The 17,875-nt window shown below is 64.7% G+C and carries 14 protein-coding genes; 6 read left to right on the top strand and 8 right to left on the bottom strand.

The features are described from left to right. Nucleotides 1–59: 59 nt before the first annotated feature. On the top strand, nucleotides 60–3,563 hold the full coding sequence (gene nifJ / locus KQ693_RS09635) for a pyruvate:ferredoxin (flavodoxin) oxidoreductase (RefSeq protein WP_267261096.1): 3,504 nt from the start codon (nucleotides 60–62) through the stop codon (nucleotides 3,561–3,563). A gap of 15 nt (nucleotides 3,564–3,578) precedes the next feature. After that, entirely contained in the window at nucleotides 3,579–4,577 is a 999-nt protein-coding gene (locus KQ693_RS09630; RefSeq protein ID WP_267261095.1) for a dihydroorotate dehydrogenase-like protein, read from the top strand. Here the strand turns inward: KQ693_RS09630 and KQ693_RS09625 are convergent. Then, entirely contained in the window at nucleotides 4,543–4,791 is a 249-nt protein-coding gene (locus KQ693_RS09625; protein ID WP_015717202.1) for a hypothetical protein, read from the bottom strand. The genes KQ693_RS09630 and KQ693_RS09625 overlap by 35 nt on opposite strands. Before the next feature lie 32 nt (nucleotides 4,792–4,823). Between KQ693_RS09625 and polX the strand changes: the two genes are divergently transcribed. Further along, complete coding sequence (gene polX, locus KQ693_RS09620; protein WP_267261094.1) at nucleotides 4,824–6,551, top strand: DNA polymerase/3'-5' exonuclease PolX; 1,728 nt, start codon at nucleotides 4,824–4,826, stop codon at nucleotides 6,549–6,551. Here polX and KQ693_RS09615 read toward each other — a convergent pair. The 4 genes from KQ693_RS09615 to KQ693_RS09600 form a co-directional block, all read right to left on the bottom strand. Next, nucleotides 6,529–7,200, bottom strand: a complete 672-nt coding sequence (locus KQ693_RS09615; protein ID WP_267261093.1) for a type-5 uracil-DNA glycosylase — start codon at nucleotides 7,198–7,200, stop codon at nucleotides 6,529–6,531. The two genes, polX and KQ693_RS09615, sit on opposite strands and share 23 nt — an antisense overlap. Before the next feature lie 59 nt (nucleotides 7,201–7,259). Next, nucleotides 7,260–8,687 (bottom strand): hypothetical protein, encoded by a 1,428-nt coding sequence (locus KQ693_RS09610; protein WP_267261092.1) that lies wholly within the window; start codon nucleotides 8,685–8,687, stop codon nucleotides 7,260–7,262. Nucleotides 8,688–8,935: 248 nt separating this feature from the next. Further along, nucleotides 8,936–9,454, bottom strand: coding sequence for a helix-turn-helix transcriptional regulator (locus KQ693_RS12930; protein ID WP_323808499.1), 519 nt, complete (start codon nucleotides 9,452–9,454; stop codon nucleotides 8,936–8,938). Nucleotides 9,455–9,493: 39 nt separating this feature from the next. Next, nucleotides 9,494–11,059 carry an acyl-CoA carboxylase subunit beta gene (locus tag KQ693_RS09600; protein WP_267261091.1) on the bottom strand — a complete coding sequence of 522 codons (1,566 nt, stop codon included), beginning with the start codon at nucleotides 11,057–11,059 and terminating at the stop codon, nucleotides 9,494–9,496. Nucleotides 11,060–11,132: 73 nt separating this feature from the next. Here KQ693_RS09600 and KQ693_RS09595 point away from each other — a divergent pair, with 73 nt between their 5' ends. After that, a complete protein-coding gene (locus KQ693_RS09595) occupies nucleotides 11,133–11,555 on the top strand; it encodes a hypothetical protein (protein WP_219759134.1) in 423 nt (140 codons plus the stop codon). 62 nt (nucleotides 11,556–11,617) lie between these two features. On the opposite strand, the gene KQ693_RS09590 is transcribed toward KQ693_RS09595, so the two are convergent. Genes KQ693_RS09590 through KQ693_RS09580 form a run of 3 tightly spaced genes read right to left on the bottom strand, consistent with a single transcriptional unit; the run spans nucleotide 11,618 to nucleotide 14,469 of the window. After that, nucleotides 11,618–12,559 carry an electron transfer flavoprotein subunit alpha/FixB family protein gene (locus tag KQ693_RS09590; RefSeq protein WP_267261090.1) on the bottom strand — a complete coding sequence of 314 codons (942 nt, stop codon included), beginning with the start codon at nucleotides 12,557–12,559 and terminating at the stop codon, nucleotides 11,618–11,620. Nucleotides 12,560–12,569: 10 nt separating this feature from the next. Then, a complete protein-coding gene (locus KQ693_RS09585; protein WP_267261089.1) occupies nucleotides 12,570–13,313 on the bottom strand; it encodes an electron transfer flavoprotein subunit beta/FixA family protein in 744 nt (247 codons plus the stop codon). A 10-nt stretch (nucleotides 13,314–13,323) separates the two neighbouring features. Continuing rightward, nucleotides 13,324–14,469 (bottom strand): acyl-CoA dehydrogenase family protein, encoded by a 1,146-nt coding sequence (locus KQ693_RS09580; protein ID WP_267261088.1) that lies wholly within the window; start codon nucleotides 14,467–14,469, stop codon nucleotides 13,324–13,326. A gap of 113 nt (nucleotides 14,470–14,582) precedes the next feature. Between KQ693_RS09580 and KQ693_RS09575 the strand changes: the two genes are divergently transcribed. Continuing rightward, entirely contained in the window at nucleotides 14,583–17,489 is a 2,907-nt protein-coding gene (locus KQ693_RS09575; RefSeq protein WP_267261087.1) for an ATP-binding protein, read from the top strand. Continuing rightward, nucleotides 17,467–17,832 carry a response regulator transcription factor gene (locus KQ693_RS09570; RefSeq protein WP_267261086.1) on the top strand — a complete coding sequence of 122 codons (366 nt, stop codon included), beginning with the start codon at nucleotides 17,467–17,469 and terminating at the stop codon, nucleotides 17,830–17,832. Before KQ693_RS09575 ends, KQ693_RS09570 begins: the two co-directional genes overlap by 23 nt. The last annotated feature ends 43 nt before the right edge of the window (nucleotides 17,833–17,875 follow it).

Genomic DNA, 17,875 nt, shown 5'->3' with positions numbered 1-17,875 from the left:
GCCAGGGTTGGGACATTCCTCACCCGCCCGGACCTTTATGGTAAGGCGAGGTGAATCCTATGCGCCCCATCACCGTGGACGGCAACGAGGCGGTGGCCCGGGTAGCCTACCGCCTGAGCGAGGTGATCGCCATCTATCCCATTACCCCTTCCAGCCCCATGGCGGAGCTTTCCGACGAGTGGGCGGCCAAGGGGGAGCCCAATCTGTTTGGGTTGGTGCCCCGAGTGGTGGAGATGCAGTCCGAGGGGGGCGCGGCAGGGGCCCTGCACGGAGCCCTCCAGGAGGGTGTGCTGGCCACCACCTTCACCGCCAGCCAGGGCCTCTTGCTCATGATCCCCGACATGTACAAGATCGCCGGCCAGGCCCTTCCAGGGGTCATCCACGTGGCGGCCCGGGCCTTGGCCACCCATGCCCTGTCCATCTTCGGGGATCATCAGGACCTCTATGCGATGCGGCCCACCGGGTGGGCGATCTTGGTGTCGGACTCCGTGCAGGCGGCCCAGGACTTGGCGGGCATCGCCCACATCACCGCCCTGAAGGCAAGCCTGCCCGTGCTTCACGCCATGGATGGCTTCCGCACCTCCCACGAGGTGCAGAAGATCGTGCCCCTTTCCGACCGGGAGCTTAAGGCCCTCTTTCCCTTCGGGGCCCTCGAGGCCTATCGGCGGCGTGCCCTGACCCCCGAGGCCCCGGTGATCCGCGGTACCGCGCAAAACCCCGACCACTACTTCCAGAACCGGGAGGCCATCAACCCCTACTACCTGCGCCTGCCCCAGGTGGTGGCCGAAACCATGGAGCACTTTGCCCAGGTGACGGGGCGCCGCTACGCCCCCTACGAGTACTTCGGCCACCCGGGGGCGGAGCGGGTGGTGGTGGTCATGGGATCGGCCTCCCTGGCGGTGGAGGAGGCGGTGGAGTACTTCCTGAGGCAAGGGGAAAGGGTGGGGATGGTGCGGGTGCGCCTCTACCGCCCCTTCCACGGGGAGGCCTTTCTCGCTTCCTTCCCCCGGAGCGTGAAGAGGGTGGCCGTCCTGGACCGGGGCAAGGAGCCCGGGGCCGTGGGGGAACCCCTCTTCCAGGAGGTGGCGGCGGCTTTTGCCCTTAGGGGTGGGGAGGTTCCGGTTCTGGTGGGAGGGAGGTACGGGCTTTCCTCCAAGGAGTTTACCCCGGCCATGGCCCTGGGGGTTTTTGAGGAACTCAAAAAGGAGAAGCCCCGGCACGGCTTCACCGTGGGGATCGTGGACGATGTGACGGGCACAAGCCTTTCCTACCCCCAGGTGGACTTTGAAGATCCGGCCTCGGTGCGGGCGGTCTTCTTCGCCCTGGGGGCCGATGGCACCGTGAGCGCCAACAAGAACACCATCAAGATCATCGGGGAGGAGACCCCCCTTTACGCCCAAGGGCACTTCGTCTATGACTCCAAGAAGTCGGGCTCCCGCACGGTAAGCCACCTGCGTTTTGGGCCAAATCCCCTCAACAAGCCCTACCTGGTGCAGAAGGCCAGCTTCGTGGGCATCCACCAGTGGAGCTTCTTGGAGCGCCTTCCCATGCTGGAGGTGGCAGAGGAGGGGGCCACGGTCCTCATCAACAGCCCCTACCCCAAGGAGGAGGTTTGGGACCGCTTGCCCAGGCCTGTCCAGGAGGAGATCCTGAGGAAGAACCTCAAGGTTTACGTGGTCAACGCCTACGAGCTGGCCAGGCGGGTGGGCCTTCCCGGGCGTATCAACACCATCATGCAGGCGGCCTTCCTCAAGCTTTCCGGGGTCTTGCCCGAGGAGGAGGCCAAGGCCCGCATCAAGAAGGGCATCGAGAAAAGCTACGGCAAGCGGGGCCGATCGGTGCTGGAAAGGAACTTCCAGGCGGTGGAGCTGGGTTTTGAGGCGGTGGAGCCCCTGCCCATTCCCGGAAGGATCACCTCGGAAAAGGAACGGGTGCCCCCTATGGTGGACCACCCGCCGACCTTTGTGCGGGAGGTGCTGGGGCCCATTGCCCTGGGGCTGGGAGATACCTTGCCGGTTTCCGCCTTTCCCCCGGATGGAACCTACCCCACGGGGACGGCCAGGTACGAGAAGCGGGGCATCGCGGAGTTCATCCCCACCTGGGATCCCCAGGTGTGCGTGCAGTGCGGCAAGTGCGTCTTGGTCTGCCCCCATGCGGTGATCCGGGCCAAGGTGGTGCCGGAGGAGGCCTTGGCCCAGGCTCCCGAAGGTTTCCCCCACCGCAAGGCCATGTGGAAGGAACTCACCGGGGAGTTTACCCTGGCCATCAGCCCCGACGACTGCACGGGTTGCTCCCTTTGCGTGGAGGTCTGCCCCGCCAAGGACAAGCAGAACCCGAGCCGCAAGGCCTTGAACCTGGCACCCCGCCTCGAGGTGCGGGAGGCCATGAACCGGCACTGGGACTTCTTCCTCTCCTTGCCGGAAACCCCCAGGGCCGGCCTTAAGCTCCACACCGTGAAGGATGTGCAGCTTCTGGAGCCTTTGTTCGAGTTCCCCGGGGCCTGCGCGGGGTGCGGGGAAACCCCTTACCTGAGGCTACTAACCCAGCTCTTCGGCGACCGCCTCATCGTGGCCAACGCCACCGGGTGCAGCTCCATCTACGGGGGAAACCTTCCCACGACCCCCTGGAGCAAGAACAAGGAGGGGCGGGGTCCCGCCTGGGCCAACTCCCTTTTCGAGGACAACGCCGAGTTCGGCCTCGGCATGCGCCTGGCCTTGGACAAGAAGGCGGAGTACGCCCGGGAGTTGCTTAAGGATTTCCGTCAGATCCTGGGGGAGGAGCTGGTGGAGAGGCTCCTTGCGGAAACAGGGCCGGAGGGAGTGGAGAAGAGGCGGCAGGATGTGGCCCTCCTAAGGGAAGAGCTCAAGGACCTGGCGGATCCCAGGGCCAAGGACCTCCTGGCGGTGGCGGATGCCCTCATCCCCCATTCCGTGTGGATTGTGGGTGGGGATGGCTGGGCCTACGATATCGGCTACGGGGGCCTGGACCACGTGCTGGCCAGCGGGGCCAACGTGAAGGTTTTGGTCCTGGATACTGAGGTCTACTCCAACACAGGGGGACAGGCCTCCAAGGCCACGGGTCTGGGGGCGGTAGCCAAGTTCGCCGCGGCAGGCAAGCCCACCCCCAAGAAGGACCTGGCCTTCATGGCCATGAGCTACGGGCATGTCTACGTGGCCCAGGTGGCCATGGGGGCCAGCGACGCCCATACCCTGAAGGCCTTCCTCGAGGCGGAGGCCCATAAGGGCCCGGCCCTCATCATCGCCTACAGCCACTGCATCGCCCACGGCATCGACATGGCCAAGGGGATGGAGCACCAGAGGCTGGCGGAGCGCACAGGGTACTGGCCCCTCTTCCGCTACATCCCTGGCCAGGGGCTCATCCTGGACTCCAAGCCCCCCACGCTGCCCCTTAGGGAATACCTCTACGCGGAAAACCGCTACCGGCTTCTCCTCCAGACCCACCCCGAGGGGGCCGAGGCCTTCTTAAAGCTGGCGGAGGAAGCGGTGCGGGAAAGGTGGGAAAGGCTTTCCCGCATGGCCCAAAGGGAAACCGTGCCAAGCTAGAGGAGGGAGGAGGGTATGGACCTCAGCACCACCTACATGGGATTGAAGCTGGAGCACCCCTTGGTGGCCTCGGCCTCACCCCTTACGGAGCGGCTGGACGGGTTTCTCCGCCTGGAGGACGGGGGTGCGGCGGCCATCGTGATGCACTCCCTCTTTGAGGAGCAGGTGACCCTCGAGGAGGAGATGCTGGACCACTACCTGCACTACGGCCACGAAAGCTACGCCGAGGCCCTTTCCTACTTTCCCCGGGCCCACGAGTACCGCCTGACCCCTGAGCGCCACCTGGACCTTCTTGCCCGGGCCAAGGAACGGGTTTCCATCCCCCTCATCGCCAGCTTGAACGGAATCAGCCGGGGGGGCTGGGTGGAGTACGCCAAGCTTCTGGAGGAGGCAGGGGCCGACGCTATAGAGCTTAACCTCTACTACATCCCCACCGACCCTGCCCTTTCCGGGGCGGAGGTGGAGGCCATGTACCTGGATACCATCCGGGCGGTGGTGGAAAGCGTGCAAATCCCTGTGGCGGTCAAGGTGGGGCACGCCTTCACCGCCTTCGCCCACTTTGCCAAACAGGTGGAGGCCACAGGGGCCCGGGCCCTAGTCCTCTTCAACCGTTTCTACCAGCCCGACTTGGACCTGGAGACCCTTTCCGTGGTGCCTACCTTAAGCCTTTCGCGTCCCTACGAGGCCCTTTTGCGCATCCACTGGATCGCCCTCCTCTACGGCTGGGTCGGCCTGGAGCTGGCCTTGACGGGGGGTGTGCATTCGGGGAAGGAGGCGGCCAAGGGGCTTCTGGCCGGGGCCCAGGTGGTGATGATGACCTCGGCCGTCCTGGAAAAGGGGCCCGGGCACTTCCGCACCGTGCTGGAGGAGCTCAAGGCCTTTATGGAGGAAAAGGAGTACGCAAGCGTGGGGGAGATGCGGGGGGTGATGAGCTACCTGAAGGTGGCGGAACCCGCCGCCCTGGAAAGGGCCAACTACCTCAAGGTTCTGGGCTCGTATCGCCTTCTTCCCTGAGGGCGTAAAACCCCTTTCCCAGGGCCACCACCGGGCTTCTGGACCAGCGGGCTAAGGCGGAAAGCCGGATCTTGGCGATCTTTTCCGGCTCCTTCACCTCGGCCCAGAGCCCTGCCTCCTTCAGGCGGCGGCCCACCTCGGTGTAATGAAGGGGCCGGCCCTCCTGTTTCAACATCTCCAACACCGCCTTGCGGAACCGGTCCGGTGGGGGCATGGGCAGGCCCAGTATACCCGTATAGTGAGGGCATGAGGAACCAGGAGCTGGCCCGCCTCTTTGAGGAGATCGGGCTCATGAGCGAGTTCTTGGGGGACAACCCCTTTAGGGTGCGGGCCTATTACCAGGCGGCTCGCACCCTGTACGACCTGGATACCCCCATTGAGGAGGTGGCCAAGGGAGGAAGGGAAGCCCTGCTGGCCCTTCCCGGGATCGGGCCCGATCTGGCGGAAAAGATCTTAGAGTTTCTCAAAACCGGGGAGATTAGAAAGCACCGGGAGCTTTCGGAGCGGGTGCCAAAGGGGGTTTTGGCGGTGATGGAGGTGCCCGGGGTGGGACCCAAGACCGCCCGGCAGCTCTACGACGAGCTGGGCATTGACTCCCTGGAAAGACTAAGGGAAGCCCTGGATAGGGGCGAGCTCCTTCGCCTGAAGGGCTTTGGCCAGAAGAAAGCCGAGCGCATCCGGGAGGGCTTGGCCCTGGTGCAGGTGGCGGGCAAGCGAAGGCCCTTGGGGGCGGTGCTTTCCTTGGCGAGGAACCTCCTCGCTGCCATCCGGGAGCTGCCCGGGGTGGAGAGGGCGGAACTTTGCGGGTCTGCCCGGCGGTATAAGGACACGGTGGGGGACTTGGACTACCTGGTGGCCAGCGAAAGAAGCGAGGAGGTGGTGAGGGCGTTCGTGAAGCTTCCCCAGGTGAAGGAGGTGTACGCCCAGGGCAAGGAGCGGGCCACGGTGTTTTTGAAAAACGGCCTCCAGGTGGATCTGAGGGTGGTGCCGTCCGAGAGTTGGGGCTCCGGGCTCCAGTACCTCACGGGGAGCAAGGAGCACTCCATCCGGCTTCGGAGCCTGGCCCAGGAAAAGGGTTTGAAGCTTTCCGAGTACGGGGTTTTTAGGGGCGAAGAGCGCCTGGCAGGGGAGACGGAGGAAGGGGTTTACGAGGCCCTGGGGCTACCCTTCATTCCCCCTGCCTTGCGGGAGGACCACGGGGAGATCGAGGCAGCCTTGGAGGGAAGGCTTCCCAGGCTTCTCGAGCTTTCCGAGGTGAAGGGGGACTTGCAGGTCCACTCCACGTACTCCGACGGGCAGAATAGCCTCGAGGAGCTCTGGCAGGCGGCCAAGTCCCTCGGTTACGAGTACCTCGGGGTCACCGACCACTCCCCGGCGGTGCGGGTGGCGGGAGGTCCTTCCCCCGAGGAGGCCCTCAAGCGCATAGAGGCCATCCGCCGCTTCAACGAAACCCATGGTCCTCCCTACCTGCTGGCGGGGGCCGAGGTGGACATCCGGCCCGATGGCTCCCTGGATTACCCGGACTGGGTTTTGCGGGAGCTGGATCTGGTGCTCATCTCCATCCACTCAAGTTTTAAGCTTTCCAAGGCCGAGCAGACCAAAAGGATCCTGCGCGCCCTGGAAAACCCCTTCGTGCACGTGCTGGCCCACCCCACGGCCCGGCTCATCGGGAGGCGGGCGCCCGTTGAGGCGGATTGGGAGGCGGTGTTTAAAAAGGCCAAGGAACGGGGCGTGGCGGTGGAGATCGATGGGTATTACGACCGCATGGACCTCCCGGATGATCTGGCCCGCATGGCCTACGGGATGGGCCTATGGATCAGCCTTTCCACCGATGCCCACCAGGTGGAGCACCTGCGCTTCATGGAGCTTGCGGTGGGCACAGCGCAGAGGGCCTGGATAGGGCCCGAGCGGGTGCTCAACGTGCTCTCCTACCCGGAGCTCACCGCCTGGCTTAAAGGCCGGCGAGGCCTTTAGCCTTTAGCAGGATTTCCAGGAACATCTCCCGGGTGAGCCTTCCCGTCTGGGTGTTCTGTCGGGAGACGTGGTAGCTGGCCAGGAGGTGGCGGCCATCCGGCAGGAGGTAGTGGGCCCCGTGGAAAAAGGGATGGGCGGACTTCTTCATGCCGAAGTGGTCCAGGAGGGCCTCGAGGGCGATGCGGCCCAAGGCCAGGTAGACCCTGGCCTCCCGAAGGAGCCCAAGCTCCACCCGGGTCCAGGCGCTACAGGCCAGGAGTTCTTCCCGGGTGGGCTTGTTCTCCGGGGGAGCACACCGCACGGCGGCGGTGAGGTAGGTTCCGTAGAGCCTTAGGTCGTCGTGGGGCTCGCTTTCCGGCTTGCTGGAGAGGCCCGCCTGGTAGAGGAGGGGGTAGAGGAAGGCTCCGGAGGCATCCCCGGTGAAGGGCCGGCCCGTGCGGTTGGAACCATGGGCCCCGGGGGCCAGGCCGAAGAGAACCAGGCGTGCCTGGGGGTCCCCGAAACCGGGGACGGGCCTGGCCCAGTAGGTCCAATCCTGGAAGGCGCGGCGCTTTTTCCGCCCCACCTCCTCCCGGTGGGCCACCAGCCGTGGGCAGCGGGTGCAGGCGGTAAGTTCCCGCTTGAAGGCATCCCATGAGGAAAGATCCATCATCGGCTTATAAGCATAACCCCCGCCCTAGGGCGGGGGTTATGGGGAGGGTTTGAGGCTTACTCGCTACAGTGCCCGGGGCCGATCCTGCCCTCGTTGTACTGGCCCAGGATTCCCGCGTAGGAGCGGGCTTGGTTGGTGAGGCTCTTGCCGAAGTTGTAGCTGGGTGGATAGAGGTTAAAGAATTGGTTTTCTGCCCAGGCAATGGCCGCCTGCACCTCGGGCGGAGCGTAGGCTCCCTTCAGCACGTTCAGCTTGGCGGCGATGTACTGGTGGGCCAGCTGGTAGTAGGGATTGCCGCCAGAGGGCGGGGTCCAGAGAACCTCGTAGTAGTTCTTCTCGGACTGGAAGAAGCGGGAGTCTTCACCGCTAGGAAGGATCTGGTCCCAGGTGGCGTCCCGGTGCTTGGCGGGACCGTATTTGGTGTGGGTCTTCCAGTAACCCTGGGTGAGGGTGCAGCCCGTGGGGCAGGCGGGCACCCTTACCGTAACCGTCCAGCTGGAGGACCTAACGGTGTCGGTGGTGTTGGTGGTGAGGGTGGCGGTGTTGGTGAAGGCGTGGTACATATCCTGGGCCTGGCATGCGTAGGGCCCCACTTCCAGGGTGTAGGTGAAGGTCTTGGGAGCTTCGCCTGCACTCACGGTACCCAGGGGGCCGTACCGGTCATCGGTCACGTTCACCTGGTTGTCCACCAGCGCGGTGGGGTCACCGAAGGTCACCGGGGCGGTGGCGCTTCCGGTGCGCACCCAGTCCTGGCCCTGGCGCACGTAGGTGACGGTGGCGATGTTGGTGCGGTTCGTCTTGTCGGGCAGGCTGGCGCTATAGGTGCAGGTCAGGCTACCGCCTGGGGCCAGGGTATGGGGGAGGGGCCCACAGTTCACGCTGGCGGCGATGTCCGGTGTGACCACATCGGAGACGCTTTGCACCACAAAGGTGATCGGGGTGTTGTTCTCTATGGTGATGGTGCCGCTTACGGCGAAGTCCCGCTCCTCATAGCCCGTGACCCCCACCTGCACCTGGTAGTTCACGGGGAAGACCTGGCCGTCGCTCAGGGTGAGCTCCGTCTGGTCGCCGGTCTTCTGGATCTCCCAGAAGTACTGACGGGTGTAACGGGTTTCGGCCGTCTTGCTTACGCTCAGGCGGTACTGGAAGCAGAAGGTCACGTGGCTGACGTTGGGGATGTTTCCCTTCTGGTTGGGCGGGGCGTGGAGGCCGGTATCGGAGGTGGCGGGGGGATCGTAGCGGTAGACGTTGGCCCCAGGCCCTCCCTTGACGATCACCGCGGTCATGGCCAGGGTGGAGCTCCAGTCCACGTACTTGCCATCGCTGGAGAGAGTCACGGTGATGGTGTTGCCATACGAATCCACGGTGTAGGTGGAGGTGCCACTGGTGGGTGAGTCGACCTTGTAGGCTCCATCAAAGTTCACCCCAGCCTGAGTGCATTCGGCGTCGGCGTTTCCTGATTGCCAGTCGGGGTAGGTGTCCACCGCCCTGTTTACCGCGGTGGCTGGTTTCAGGGTCTGGCCCAACCTCTCTCCAGTCTGTCCTCCACAGGCGGATAGAGCGAGGAGCAAAAGCGTTCCAAGAGGAATGCCAAGTTTTAGCCATGATGGTATAGCCCTCATACAGTCCTCCTTTGAAAACCAAGATAGGGTCCTTCTAATCAGTAAACAACCCACCTTTGCCCTAGGCCCTGTGAAAGAAAAGGTACTAGGTCTTTAGGTAGGGTTTTCCCCTAGGAAAGGAACCGGATCTGGGCCAGCTGGCTCCGCCGCTTCACACCGGCCTTCTGAAAGATGGCCGATAGGTGGGCCTTTACCGTGCGCTCGGAGATGCCGAGTTCTTTGGCGATCTCCTTGTTGCTGAGGCCCATGGCGGCCAGGGCGGCCACCTCCTTTTCCCGCTGGGTAAAGCGGGGGCTAGGTTCCCCTACCAGGCCCGCCAGCATGCGGCGCTCGGCCCAAAGCTCGCCTCGAGCCACGGCGTTTAGGGCCTTGGCGAGGACCTCGAGGCCCTGGTCGGGGTAGAGGTACCCTTTAAACCCTTGCTTGAGGGCCTGGGCCGCTTGCTCCGGGTTCCGGAGGAGCACCACCGCCGGGAGGGGTGGGGGTGGGGGGACTTCCCTTAACGCCTCCGTCAAGCCCACCTGGGCGGTGTAGGGATGTTCCTCCACGTGAAATCCCCGAGTGCGGAGGGCCTCAGCCAGGGCTTCCTGTAGGGAAGCCAGGGAGAGATTGAGCCAGACCCGAACCATGGTCTGGCCTCATTGTAGTCCGGCGGGCAAAACGGAAACCTAAAGGGGTATGTTGTCGTGCTTCTTGAAGGGGCGCTCCTCCTTCTTGTCCCAGAGCATCCTCAGGTGCTGGCAGAGGATGCGGCGGGTGTGGGTGGGGTCTATGACATCGTCAATGTAACCCCGGCCGGCGGCCACCCAGGGGTTGTCAAAGGCCCGGCGGTACTCCTCGATCTTGCGGCGGCGGGTTTCCTCGGGGTTGGGGGAGGACTGGATCTCCCGCCGGTAGATGATGTTGGCGGCTCCCTCGGCCCCCATCACCGCCACCGCCGCCGTGGGCCAGGCCAGGACCACGTCCGCCCCCATGTCCTTGGAGTTCATGGCCAGGTAGGCTCCGCCGTAGGCCTTGCGGGCGATGAGGGTGATCTTGGGCACCGTGGCCTCGGCGTAGGCAAAGAGCATCTTGGCCCCGTGGCGGATGATGCCCCCGTGCTCCTGGGCCACCCCGGGCAGGAACCCGGTGACATCCACCAGGGTGAGGATGGGGATGTTGAAGGCATCCATGGTGCGGATGAAGCGGGCGGCCTTGTCGGAGGCGTTGATGTCCAAGGCCCCGGCCATGAAGCGGGGGTTGTTGGCCACCACCCCCACGGGGTAGCCGCCAAGCCGGCCTAAGCCCACGATGATGTTCCTGGCGAAGCCGGGCTGGATTTCCAAAAACTCCCCGTCGTCCAGGAGGGTCCTGATCACCTGGTGCATGTTGTAAGGCCTTTTGGCATCGGGATGCACGATGTCCAGGATCTCCGGGGTGGGGCGGAGGGGATCGTCCTTGGGTTCCACCACCGGAGGCTTTTCCCGGCTGTTCTGCGGCAGGTAGGTGAGAAGCTTCTTGATGAGGTCCAGTACCTCCTGGTCGTTTTGGCCCTCGAGGTGGGCCACCCCGCTTTTCTCCATGTGCACGTCCGCCCCGCCCAGCTCCTCAAAGCTCACCTCCTCGCGGGTCACGCTCTTGATTACCTCGGGGCCGGTGATGAACATGTAGCTGGTCCCCCGGCTCATGAGGATGAAGTCGGTCATGGCGGGGCTGTAGACCGCTCCTCCGGCGCAGGGCCCCAGGATGGCGGAGATCTGGGGCACCACCCCGGAGTAGATGGCGTTGCGGTAGAAGACCTCCCCGTACCCGGAGAGGCTATCCACCCCCTCCTGGATGCGGGCCCCGGCGGAGTCGTTAAGGCCGATGATGGGAGCCCCCACCTTGGCCGCCAGGTCCATGAGGCTTGCGATCTTGCGCCCATGCATCTTGCCCAAGGAGCCGCCCAGGACGGTGAAGTCCTGGCTGAAGACGAAGACCAGCCGGCCCCCAATGGTGCCGTAGCCGGTCACCACCCCATCCGCCGGAGCCTCAATCCCCTCCATGAGGCCGGTTTCCAGGTGCTCGGCGAAGGGCATGAGTTCCACGAAGCTTCCCGGGTCCAAAAGGTAGTCTATTCGCTCCCGGGCGGTGAGTTTCCCCTGCTGGTGCTGCTTGCGGATGCGTTCCTCTCCCCCGCCGAGGAGGATCCTTTTCCGCCTTTCCTCCAGCTCAGCCAGTAGCTCATCCAGGATAAGCTTGGCGTTATCGGCCATACTGGCCGCATGATATACTAAGAAGCCGGGTTTGCTTCCACGGTAAGGGGGCCCGGCAGAGGAGGTGAGTGGAATGAAGCGCTGGTTAAGCCTGGTCCTGTTGCTGGTGGTGGCACTTCTTGTGGTCTGGGCTGGCTACCAGGGCTATGCCCGCCTCCGGGCCCTCGAGGGCCAGGTGGCCGCCTTGGAGAGCCGGGTGCAGGCCCAGGAGCAAGCCCTGAAGGCCTTGGGCGATCGGGTGGGCAAGTTGGAACAGGAGGTCTTCAAGGCTCCGTCCCCACCTCTTTCCCTCCCTGAGGTGCCAAAGGCCCCAAGCGCCCCCGCCTGGCCCTATGCGGTGGGCGTGGTGGTGGCGGCGGTGCTCCTTTTCTTCCTGTTGCAGCTTCTTCGCGGCAACCGGGGAAAGGAAGGGGCCGAGGGGCAGGGATCACCGGGACAGGAGAACCACGAGGCCTCTCGTATGGAGAACGAAGGAGCTCCGCCCAAGAAGGAGTAGGGATGGACTAAAGCTCCGGGCGGGCAGGGATTTCCCTGCCCGCCCTTTGCCACCAGCCGTAGCTAGTCCTTAAGTTTCTTTACCGCCTGGATCAAGGCGGGAAGCACCTGGTGCACATCCCCCACGATGCCGTAGTCGGCGTGCTTGAAGATGGGGGCCTCGGGGTCCTTGTTCACCGCCACGATGTACTTGCTCTTGTTCATCCCCGCTAGGTGCTGGACCGCCCCGGAAACTCCCAGGGCAATGTACAGGGTGGGTTGCACGGTTTTCCCCGTCTGGCCCACCTGTTCGCTATAGGGACGCCAGCCGGCATCCACCACCGCCCGGGTGGCTCCCACAGCTCCGCCCAGAAGGGCGGCAAGCTCCTCCACCTGCTTGAAGGCCTCGGGGCCACCCATGCCCCGGCCTCCCGTGACCACCACATTTGCCTCGGTGAGGGAGACGCCCTTTTTCTCCTCCTGCACCCTCTCCAGCACCTCCACGGTGGGAACTGGAGGGATGGGAAGCGCCACCACCTGGCCCGCCTGGCCCAGGGGTTCCGCCAGGGGAGTGGTGTTGGGCTTCACCGTTAGGACCACTGGGGGAGCGCTTTTCACCTTCTGGGTCACCCGGTTCAGGTAGGCGTAGCGGGTGGCGTAGACCTCGCCTCCTTCCGCCCAGGACTCCAGGGTGTCCTCCAGGAGCCCAGCCCTTAGGGCATAGGCCACCCGGCCCATGTAGGTGCGGCTTTGCCGGGAAGAAGGGGCGACGATGGCCTTTACCCCGGCCTTGGCGGCTTCCAGGATCCCCGCCGCCCACTTCTCGGCGGTGTAGGGACCGAGCTCCGCCACGTAAAGGGTTTCCACGTAGCCTCGGGCCTCTTCCACGGGGGCTTGGCCCTCCGCCAAAAGCACCCCGGCCACCCCTTCTCCAAAGGCCTCGGCCAGCTTCCGGGCCCGGGTCAGGGCCTCGAGGCTCGCCTTTCTCAGCTTGTTTCCATCGTGGTCCAGAACCACCAGGATCATGGATGCCTCCTCAGATCACCTTGGCTTCCTCGTGGAGAAGCCGCACCAGCTCCTCGGCCGCCGCCACGGGGTCCTTGCCGTCCAGGAGCTTCTGAAGCCGGGTCTTCTCCTGGATGCTCTCCTGGAGGATTTCCACCCGGCTTGCACCCTGAAAGGCCACCTTTTTGATTTCCTTCTTCTTGGCCTTCATGATGCCAGGCAGGGTGGGGTAGCGGGGCTCGTTCAGGCCTTGTTGCGTGGTGAAGACCGCAGGAAGCCGCACCCGTACCCACTCCGCTCCCTCGTCCAGGTCGTGCTTGGCCCTGGCGGTTTCCCCTTCCAGCTCGAGGGCCGTGGTCCAGGCCACCACCGGCACGCCCAGGGCTTCCGCCAAAGCCCCGCCCAGGGCCTGGCTATCCCAGTCCGCCTGTTGCCCGCCCGTGAGGATGAGGGTAGGGGATTCCTCCTTCAGGATGGGGGTCAGGGCTTCGGCCACGGTCACGGGATCGGCATACCCTTCGTAAACCACGTGGATGCCCCGGTCCATCCCCATGGCCAAGGCAGTGCGGATGGCTTCCTCGGCGCGCTCGGGGCCGAAGCCCACCACGATGGCCTCGCCCCCGTGCTTCTCCTTCAGGCGAAGGGCTTCCTCCACCCCGTACTCGTCCATCTGGTCCAGGATCAGGGTGGCCCCGGAAAGGTCCACCCGATCCCCCTGGATCCTCAGCCTGCTTTCCCCGTCCGGTACCTGCCTGATGACCGCCACGAACTTCATCCCTTACCTCCTATTCCGCCAGGAGATGCCTGGCGATGATGAGCCTTTGGATCTCGTTGGTGCCCTCGTAGATCTGGTTGAGCTTCACGTCCCTCAAGAGCTTCTCCACCGGGAACTCCCGCACGTACCCGTAGCCGCCGTGGATCTGGATGGCCTGGTTGGCGGCTTCAAAGGCGATCTCCGAGGCATAGGCCTTGGCGATGGCGCTGGCGTGGGCGTGGGGCAGGCCCTGATCGGCGAGCCAGGCGGCATAGTAGGTGTACATGCGGGCAGTTTCTATGCCGATCATCATGTCCGCCAGCTTGAACTGGATGGCCTGGAAGCCCGCGATGGGCTGGCCGAAGGCTTCCCGTTCCTTGGCGTACTTTTTGGCCTCGTCCAGGGCTCTTCGCGCCACCCCCACGCTTCCCGCCGCCACGGGGATACGGGTTTTGTTGAGGGTGTTCATGGCGATCTTGAACCCCTCGCCTTCCTCCCCCAGGCGGTTTTGCACGGGCACCTTGACCTCCTCAAACACCAGCTCGTAGGTTCCCGAGGCCCTTTGCCCCATCTTCCCGTGGATCTTCACGGCGCTGAAGCCCGGGGTGCCTTTTTCCACCACCAGGGCCACCACCCCCTTGTGGCGTAGCTCGGGGTTCAAGGTGGCGAAGACCACCACCCACTCGGCCTCGCCCCCGTTGGAGATCCACATCTTGGTGCCGTTAAGGATGTAGTAATCCCCCTGGCGCACCGCCCTGGTCTTAAGGGCGGCGGCATCCGAGCCATTTCCCGGTTCGCTGAGGGCGAAGGCGGCCAGGGAGGGTTTCTCGGTAAGGGGTTTGAGGAAGCGGCGCTTTTGCTCCTCGTTCCCGGCCAAAAGCACGGGGGTAATCCCGAGGTCGCTGGCCATGGGGATGGTGTAGATGCCCATGCAGGCGTAGGCCAGCTCTTCCCCCACGATGACCTCGTCCAGCATCTTGAGGCCCATCCCCCCGTACTCCTCGGGGATGATGGCGTTCAGGAGGCCCACCTCGTGGAGCTTTTCTATGACCGGCCAGGGCACCTCTTCCTTCTCATCGTACTCCTGGGCCACGGGGAGGATGACCTCCTTGGCGAAGCGCCGGGCCAGGGCCTGGAGCTGCCGTTGTTCCTCGGTGAGGCTGAAGTCTATGGGCATAACCTCCTCCTTGGCGGCCTGCCAGGGGTGGGGCCTAAGGCCCGCTCTTTGACCCAGTCTAAGATTTTGCCCACCCCCGTGCAACCCCGCCCCCATGCTACCATTGGAGGCAGATGAGAACCTCGGGCCAATTGGAGATCCTCGGACGTTTTCAGCGAGCCTTATTAAGAGACCTGGAGCCTGTGCAAATACTCCGGAACCTCCTCGAGGTGGCCACGGAGGAGGGAGTGGAGCGGGCAGCCCTCTTCCTCTACCACCGGGAAACCCGGGAGCTGGTGGGGGAGGTGGCCTCGGGCCGGGGCCGCCACTACACGGTTTCCGCCATCGCCCTTCCCCTATACGCAAAAGGGCCTGTGCAGGAGGCCTTTTTCGCCGAGGGGCCCGTGCGGCGGGGAGAGGAATGGCTTTTGCCGGTGGTGGGGGAGGAGGCCTCCTACTGCTGGGCCGATCCCGAGGCCCGCTGCACGGTCCGCCCCCGGGCCACCCGGGAGACCCGCTTCCTGGTCTGTCCCAGCTGCGCTTACTTTTCGCCCAAGGGGGTGTTGAGCCTGGAGGGAGTTCCCCAGACCCTGGGGTCTCTTCTGCCCCTTCTGGCCCAGCTCACGGCCCTGGCTTTGAAAAACGGCGAGCTCCTGTCGGAGCGAAACCGGGCTTTGGCGGAGCTTTCCCGTCACGCGGAGGCCCTATCCCACGTGAGCGCCTTGGCCCGGGAGGTGGTCAAGGCCCTGGAGCCCGCTGCCGTGCTGGAAACCCTGGCCCAGGCCCTTTCGGAGCGCTTCGGTTTCTTCCGGGTGACCGTGGCCCTGGTGAAGGGGGAGGAGGGCAAGGACTACCTGGAGGGTTACCTCACGGTGCGGGGAAAAGACGTGTACTGGACGGAGGGCATCAGCCGCATCCGCCTGTCCCTGGCTTCTTCCCCGGATCCCCTGGCCAAGGCGGTGCGGGAACGGAGGACCCTGGTTCTGGCAAGGGAGAGCCTGCCCCCGCATCTGGCCCAGGAGATGGGTCCCAGCGTGGCCTTTGTTCCCATCCTGGCCGAGGAGGAGGCCTTGGGGGCGGTGGCCGTGGACCACGGGCCTGGGGGGCCAGGGGTGAATGAGGCGGAGGTGCGCTACGTGGAACTCCTCACGGGCGTGGCGGGGGTGGCCCTCAGGAATGCCCAGCTTTACCGGGAAAAGAAGGAGCTTTCCCTGGCCTTGGCTGCGGAGCGGGGGCGGCTTTTCCAGGTGCTGGAGGAGCTTCCCGACGGGGTGGTGGTGCTTTTCGGTTCCGAGGGTTTTGCCAACGGGAAGGCCCGCCAGGCGCTTTCCGTGGGGTCCACGGTGTCCCTCGAGGACCTTCCCGCGGCCCTGGAGCCCGCCTTGGAAGGAGGAAGGCTGGAGTTCAGCCTGGGAGGGGCCACGTATAGCGTCCGGGGAAAGCAGGTGGGGGAGATGCGGGTTTTGGTTCTCCACGACATCACCGAGCGCACCCGCATGGAGCGGGCCCTGAGGGAGCAGGTGGCCTTCACCCAGACCTTGGTGGACCTGGCCAAGGAAGCCTTGCGCCAGCCGGGCCTCGCTCCCTTGACCGAGGCCATCGTCAAGCGCCTACAGGCTCTTTTCAGCGCGGATGAGGGGTTGCTCTTGGCGGAGGAGGGGGGTAGCCAAAGGGTGCTTTACAGCACTTGCGCCCTTCCCGGACCCCTTCCCCGGCCCAACCTCCTGGAAAAAGCCTTGATGGAGGGAGAGCCCCTAGGGGCGGAGGTCCTGGAGGCCCAGGACTGCGGGGTGGCGCAGATGCTGGGCCTTAAGAGCGCCTTGGTGGTTCCCTTCCGGGCGGGGGGGTTCCGGGGGGGACTCCTGCTGGGCTTTCGGCGGGAGAGGCGTTTTTCCGAGAGGCTCCTCTCCCGGCTGGTTCAGGTGGGGACCCTGCTGGCTTTGGTGCTGGAAAAGGCTCGCTTTTTGGAACTGGTGGAGGCCGAGGAGGAGCGCCTCAAGGCGCTTTTGGAGCACTCCCAGGACGTGGTCTACGTGCTGGATGGGGAAGGGCTTATCCGTTATGTGAGCGCCAGCGTGCGCCCGGTGCTGGGCTATGACCCCGAGGGGTACAAAAAGGCTCCCTTGAGGGCTCTGGACTTCGTTCACTCCGAGGACCGGGGGTTGGCGGAGGCCTTGTTCCGCGAGCTATTGCGCCACCCGGGGGAGGTCCGCACCGGGGAGTTCCGGGTCCTTCACGCGGACGGCACCCCGATTCCCGTGGAGGCCTGGGGGCGGAACCTCCTGGCTGACCCCCGGGTGCAGGGGGTGGTGGTGGACCTGCACGACCTGCGCCCCAGGCTGGAGGCCGAGCGGCTTAAGGGGGAGTTCATCGCCGCCGTAAGCCACGAGCTCCGCACTCCTTTGGCGGTGATCATGGGCCTGGCCGAGCTTCTTCGGGAGGAGGGGCTTTCCCCCTCGGCCCAGGAGTCGGTGGACCTCATCCTGGAAAGCGCCTTCCGGCTCAAGACCATGGTGGATAACCTCCTGGACACGAGCCGCCTCGAGGCCGGCCGCTTTGAGGTGAGCCGAAGACCCGTGAACCTGAGGCCCCTTCTTCAGGACTTAGCCAAGAGCTTCCAGGGCGTGGCGCGGCTTTCTGGGGTGGAGTTCCAGGTGGCTTTGGAGGAGCTTCCCCTTTTGGAGGCGGACCCCGACCGGGCGGTTCAGGTGGTGGGCAACCTTCTTTCTAATGCCTTCAAGTTCACCCCGCCGGGCGGGCGGGTTTACCTTCGAGCCCGGCAGGAAGGGGACAAGGTGGTCCTGGAGGTGGAGGACACGGGCCCTGGCATCCCCAAGGAGGAGCTTCCCAAGCTCTTCCAGCGCTACGCCCGGGCCAAGAACGCCCAGACCCGGGGGGTTTCGGGCACGGGGCTTGGTCTTTTCATTTCCAAGCACATCGTGGAGGCCCATGGGGGCCGGATTGAGGTGGAAAGCGAGGAGGGAAAAGGAAGCCTCTTTAGGGTTATCCTACCTGTATATGGCCCGCATCCTTCTGGTTGAGGACGAACCCTTGGTGGCCCACATGGTGCGCCGCATTTTGGAGCGGGCTGGGCACCAGGTGGACTGGGCCTCTTCCGGCCAGGCGGCCTTGGAGAAGCCTTCCGAACCCTACGATCTCGTGGTGTGCGATCTGGTGATGCCCGGGGTATCGGGCCTCGAGGTGATCCAGAGGATGCGGGCCTTGGGTCTTTCCACGCCCATTCTGGCCCTTTCCGCCAGCGTTTCCGAGAAAAGCCGGCGGGAGGCCCTCGAGGCGGGGGCGCAAGCCTTCCTGGGCAAACCCTTTGAAACCCAGACCCTGTTGGCCCAGGTGGACCGGCTGTTGGCCCGGGAAGAAGGGTAACGGGCTTTCGGATGACCTGAATAGCCTGGGGCGGGCTGGTGTA

Source organism: Thermus brevis, from assembly GCF_026427635.1.
GTDB lineage: Bacteria > Deinococcota > Deinococci > Deinococcales > Thermaceae > Thermus > Thermus antranikianii.
Note: the sequence above shows the minus strand (reverse complement) of the source record. Positions and strands in the feature narration are given on the sequence as shown.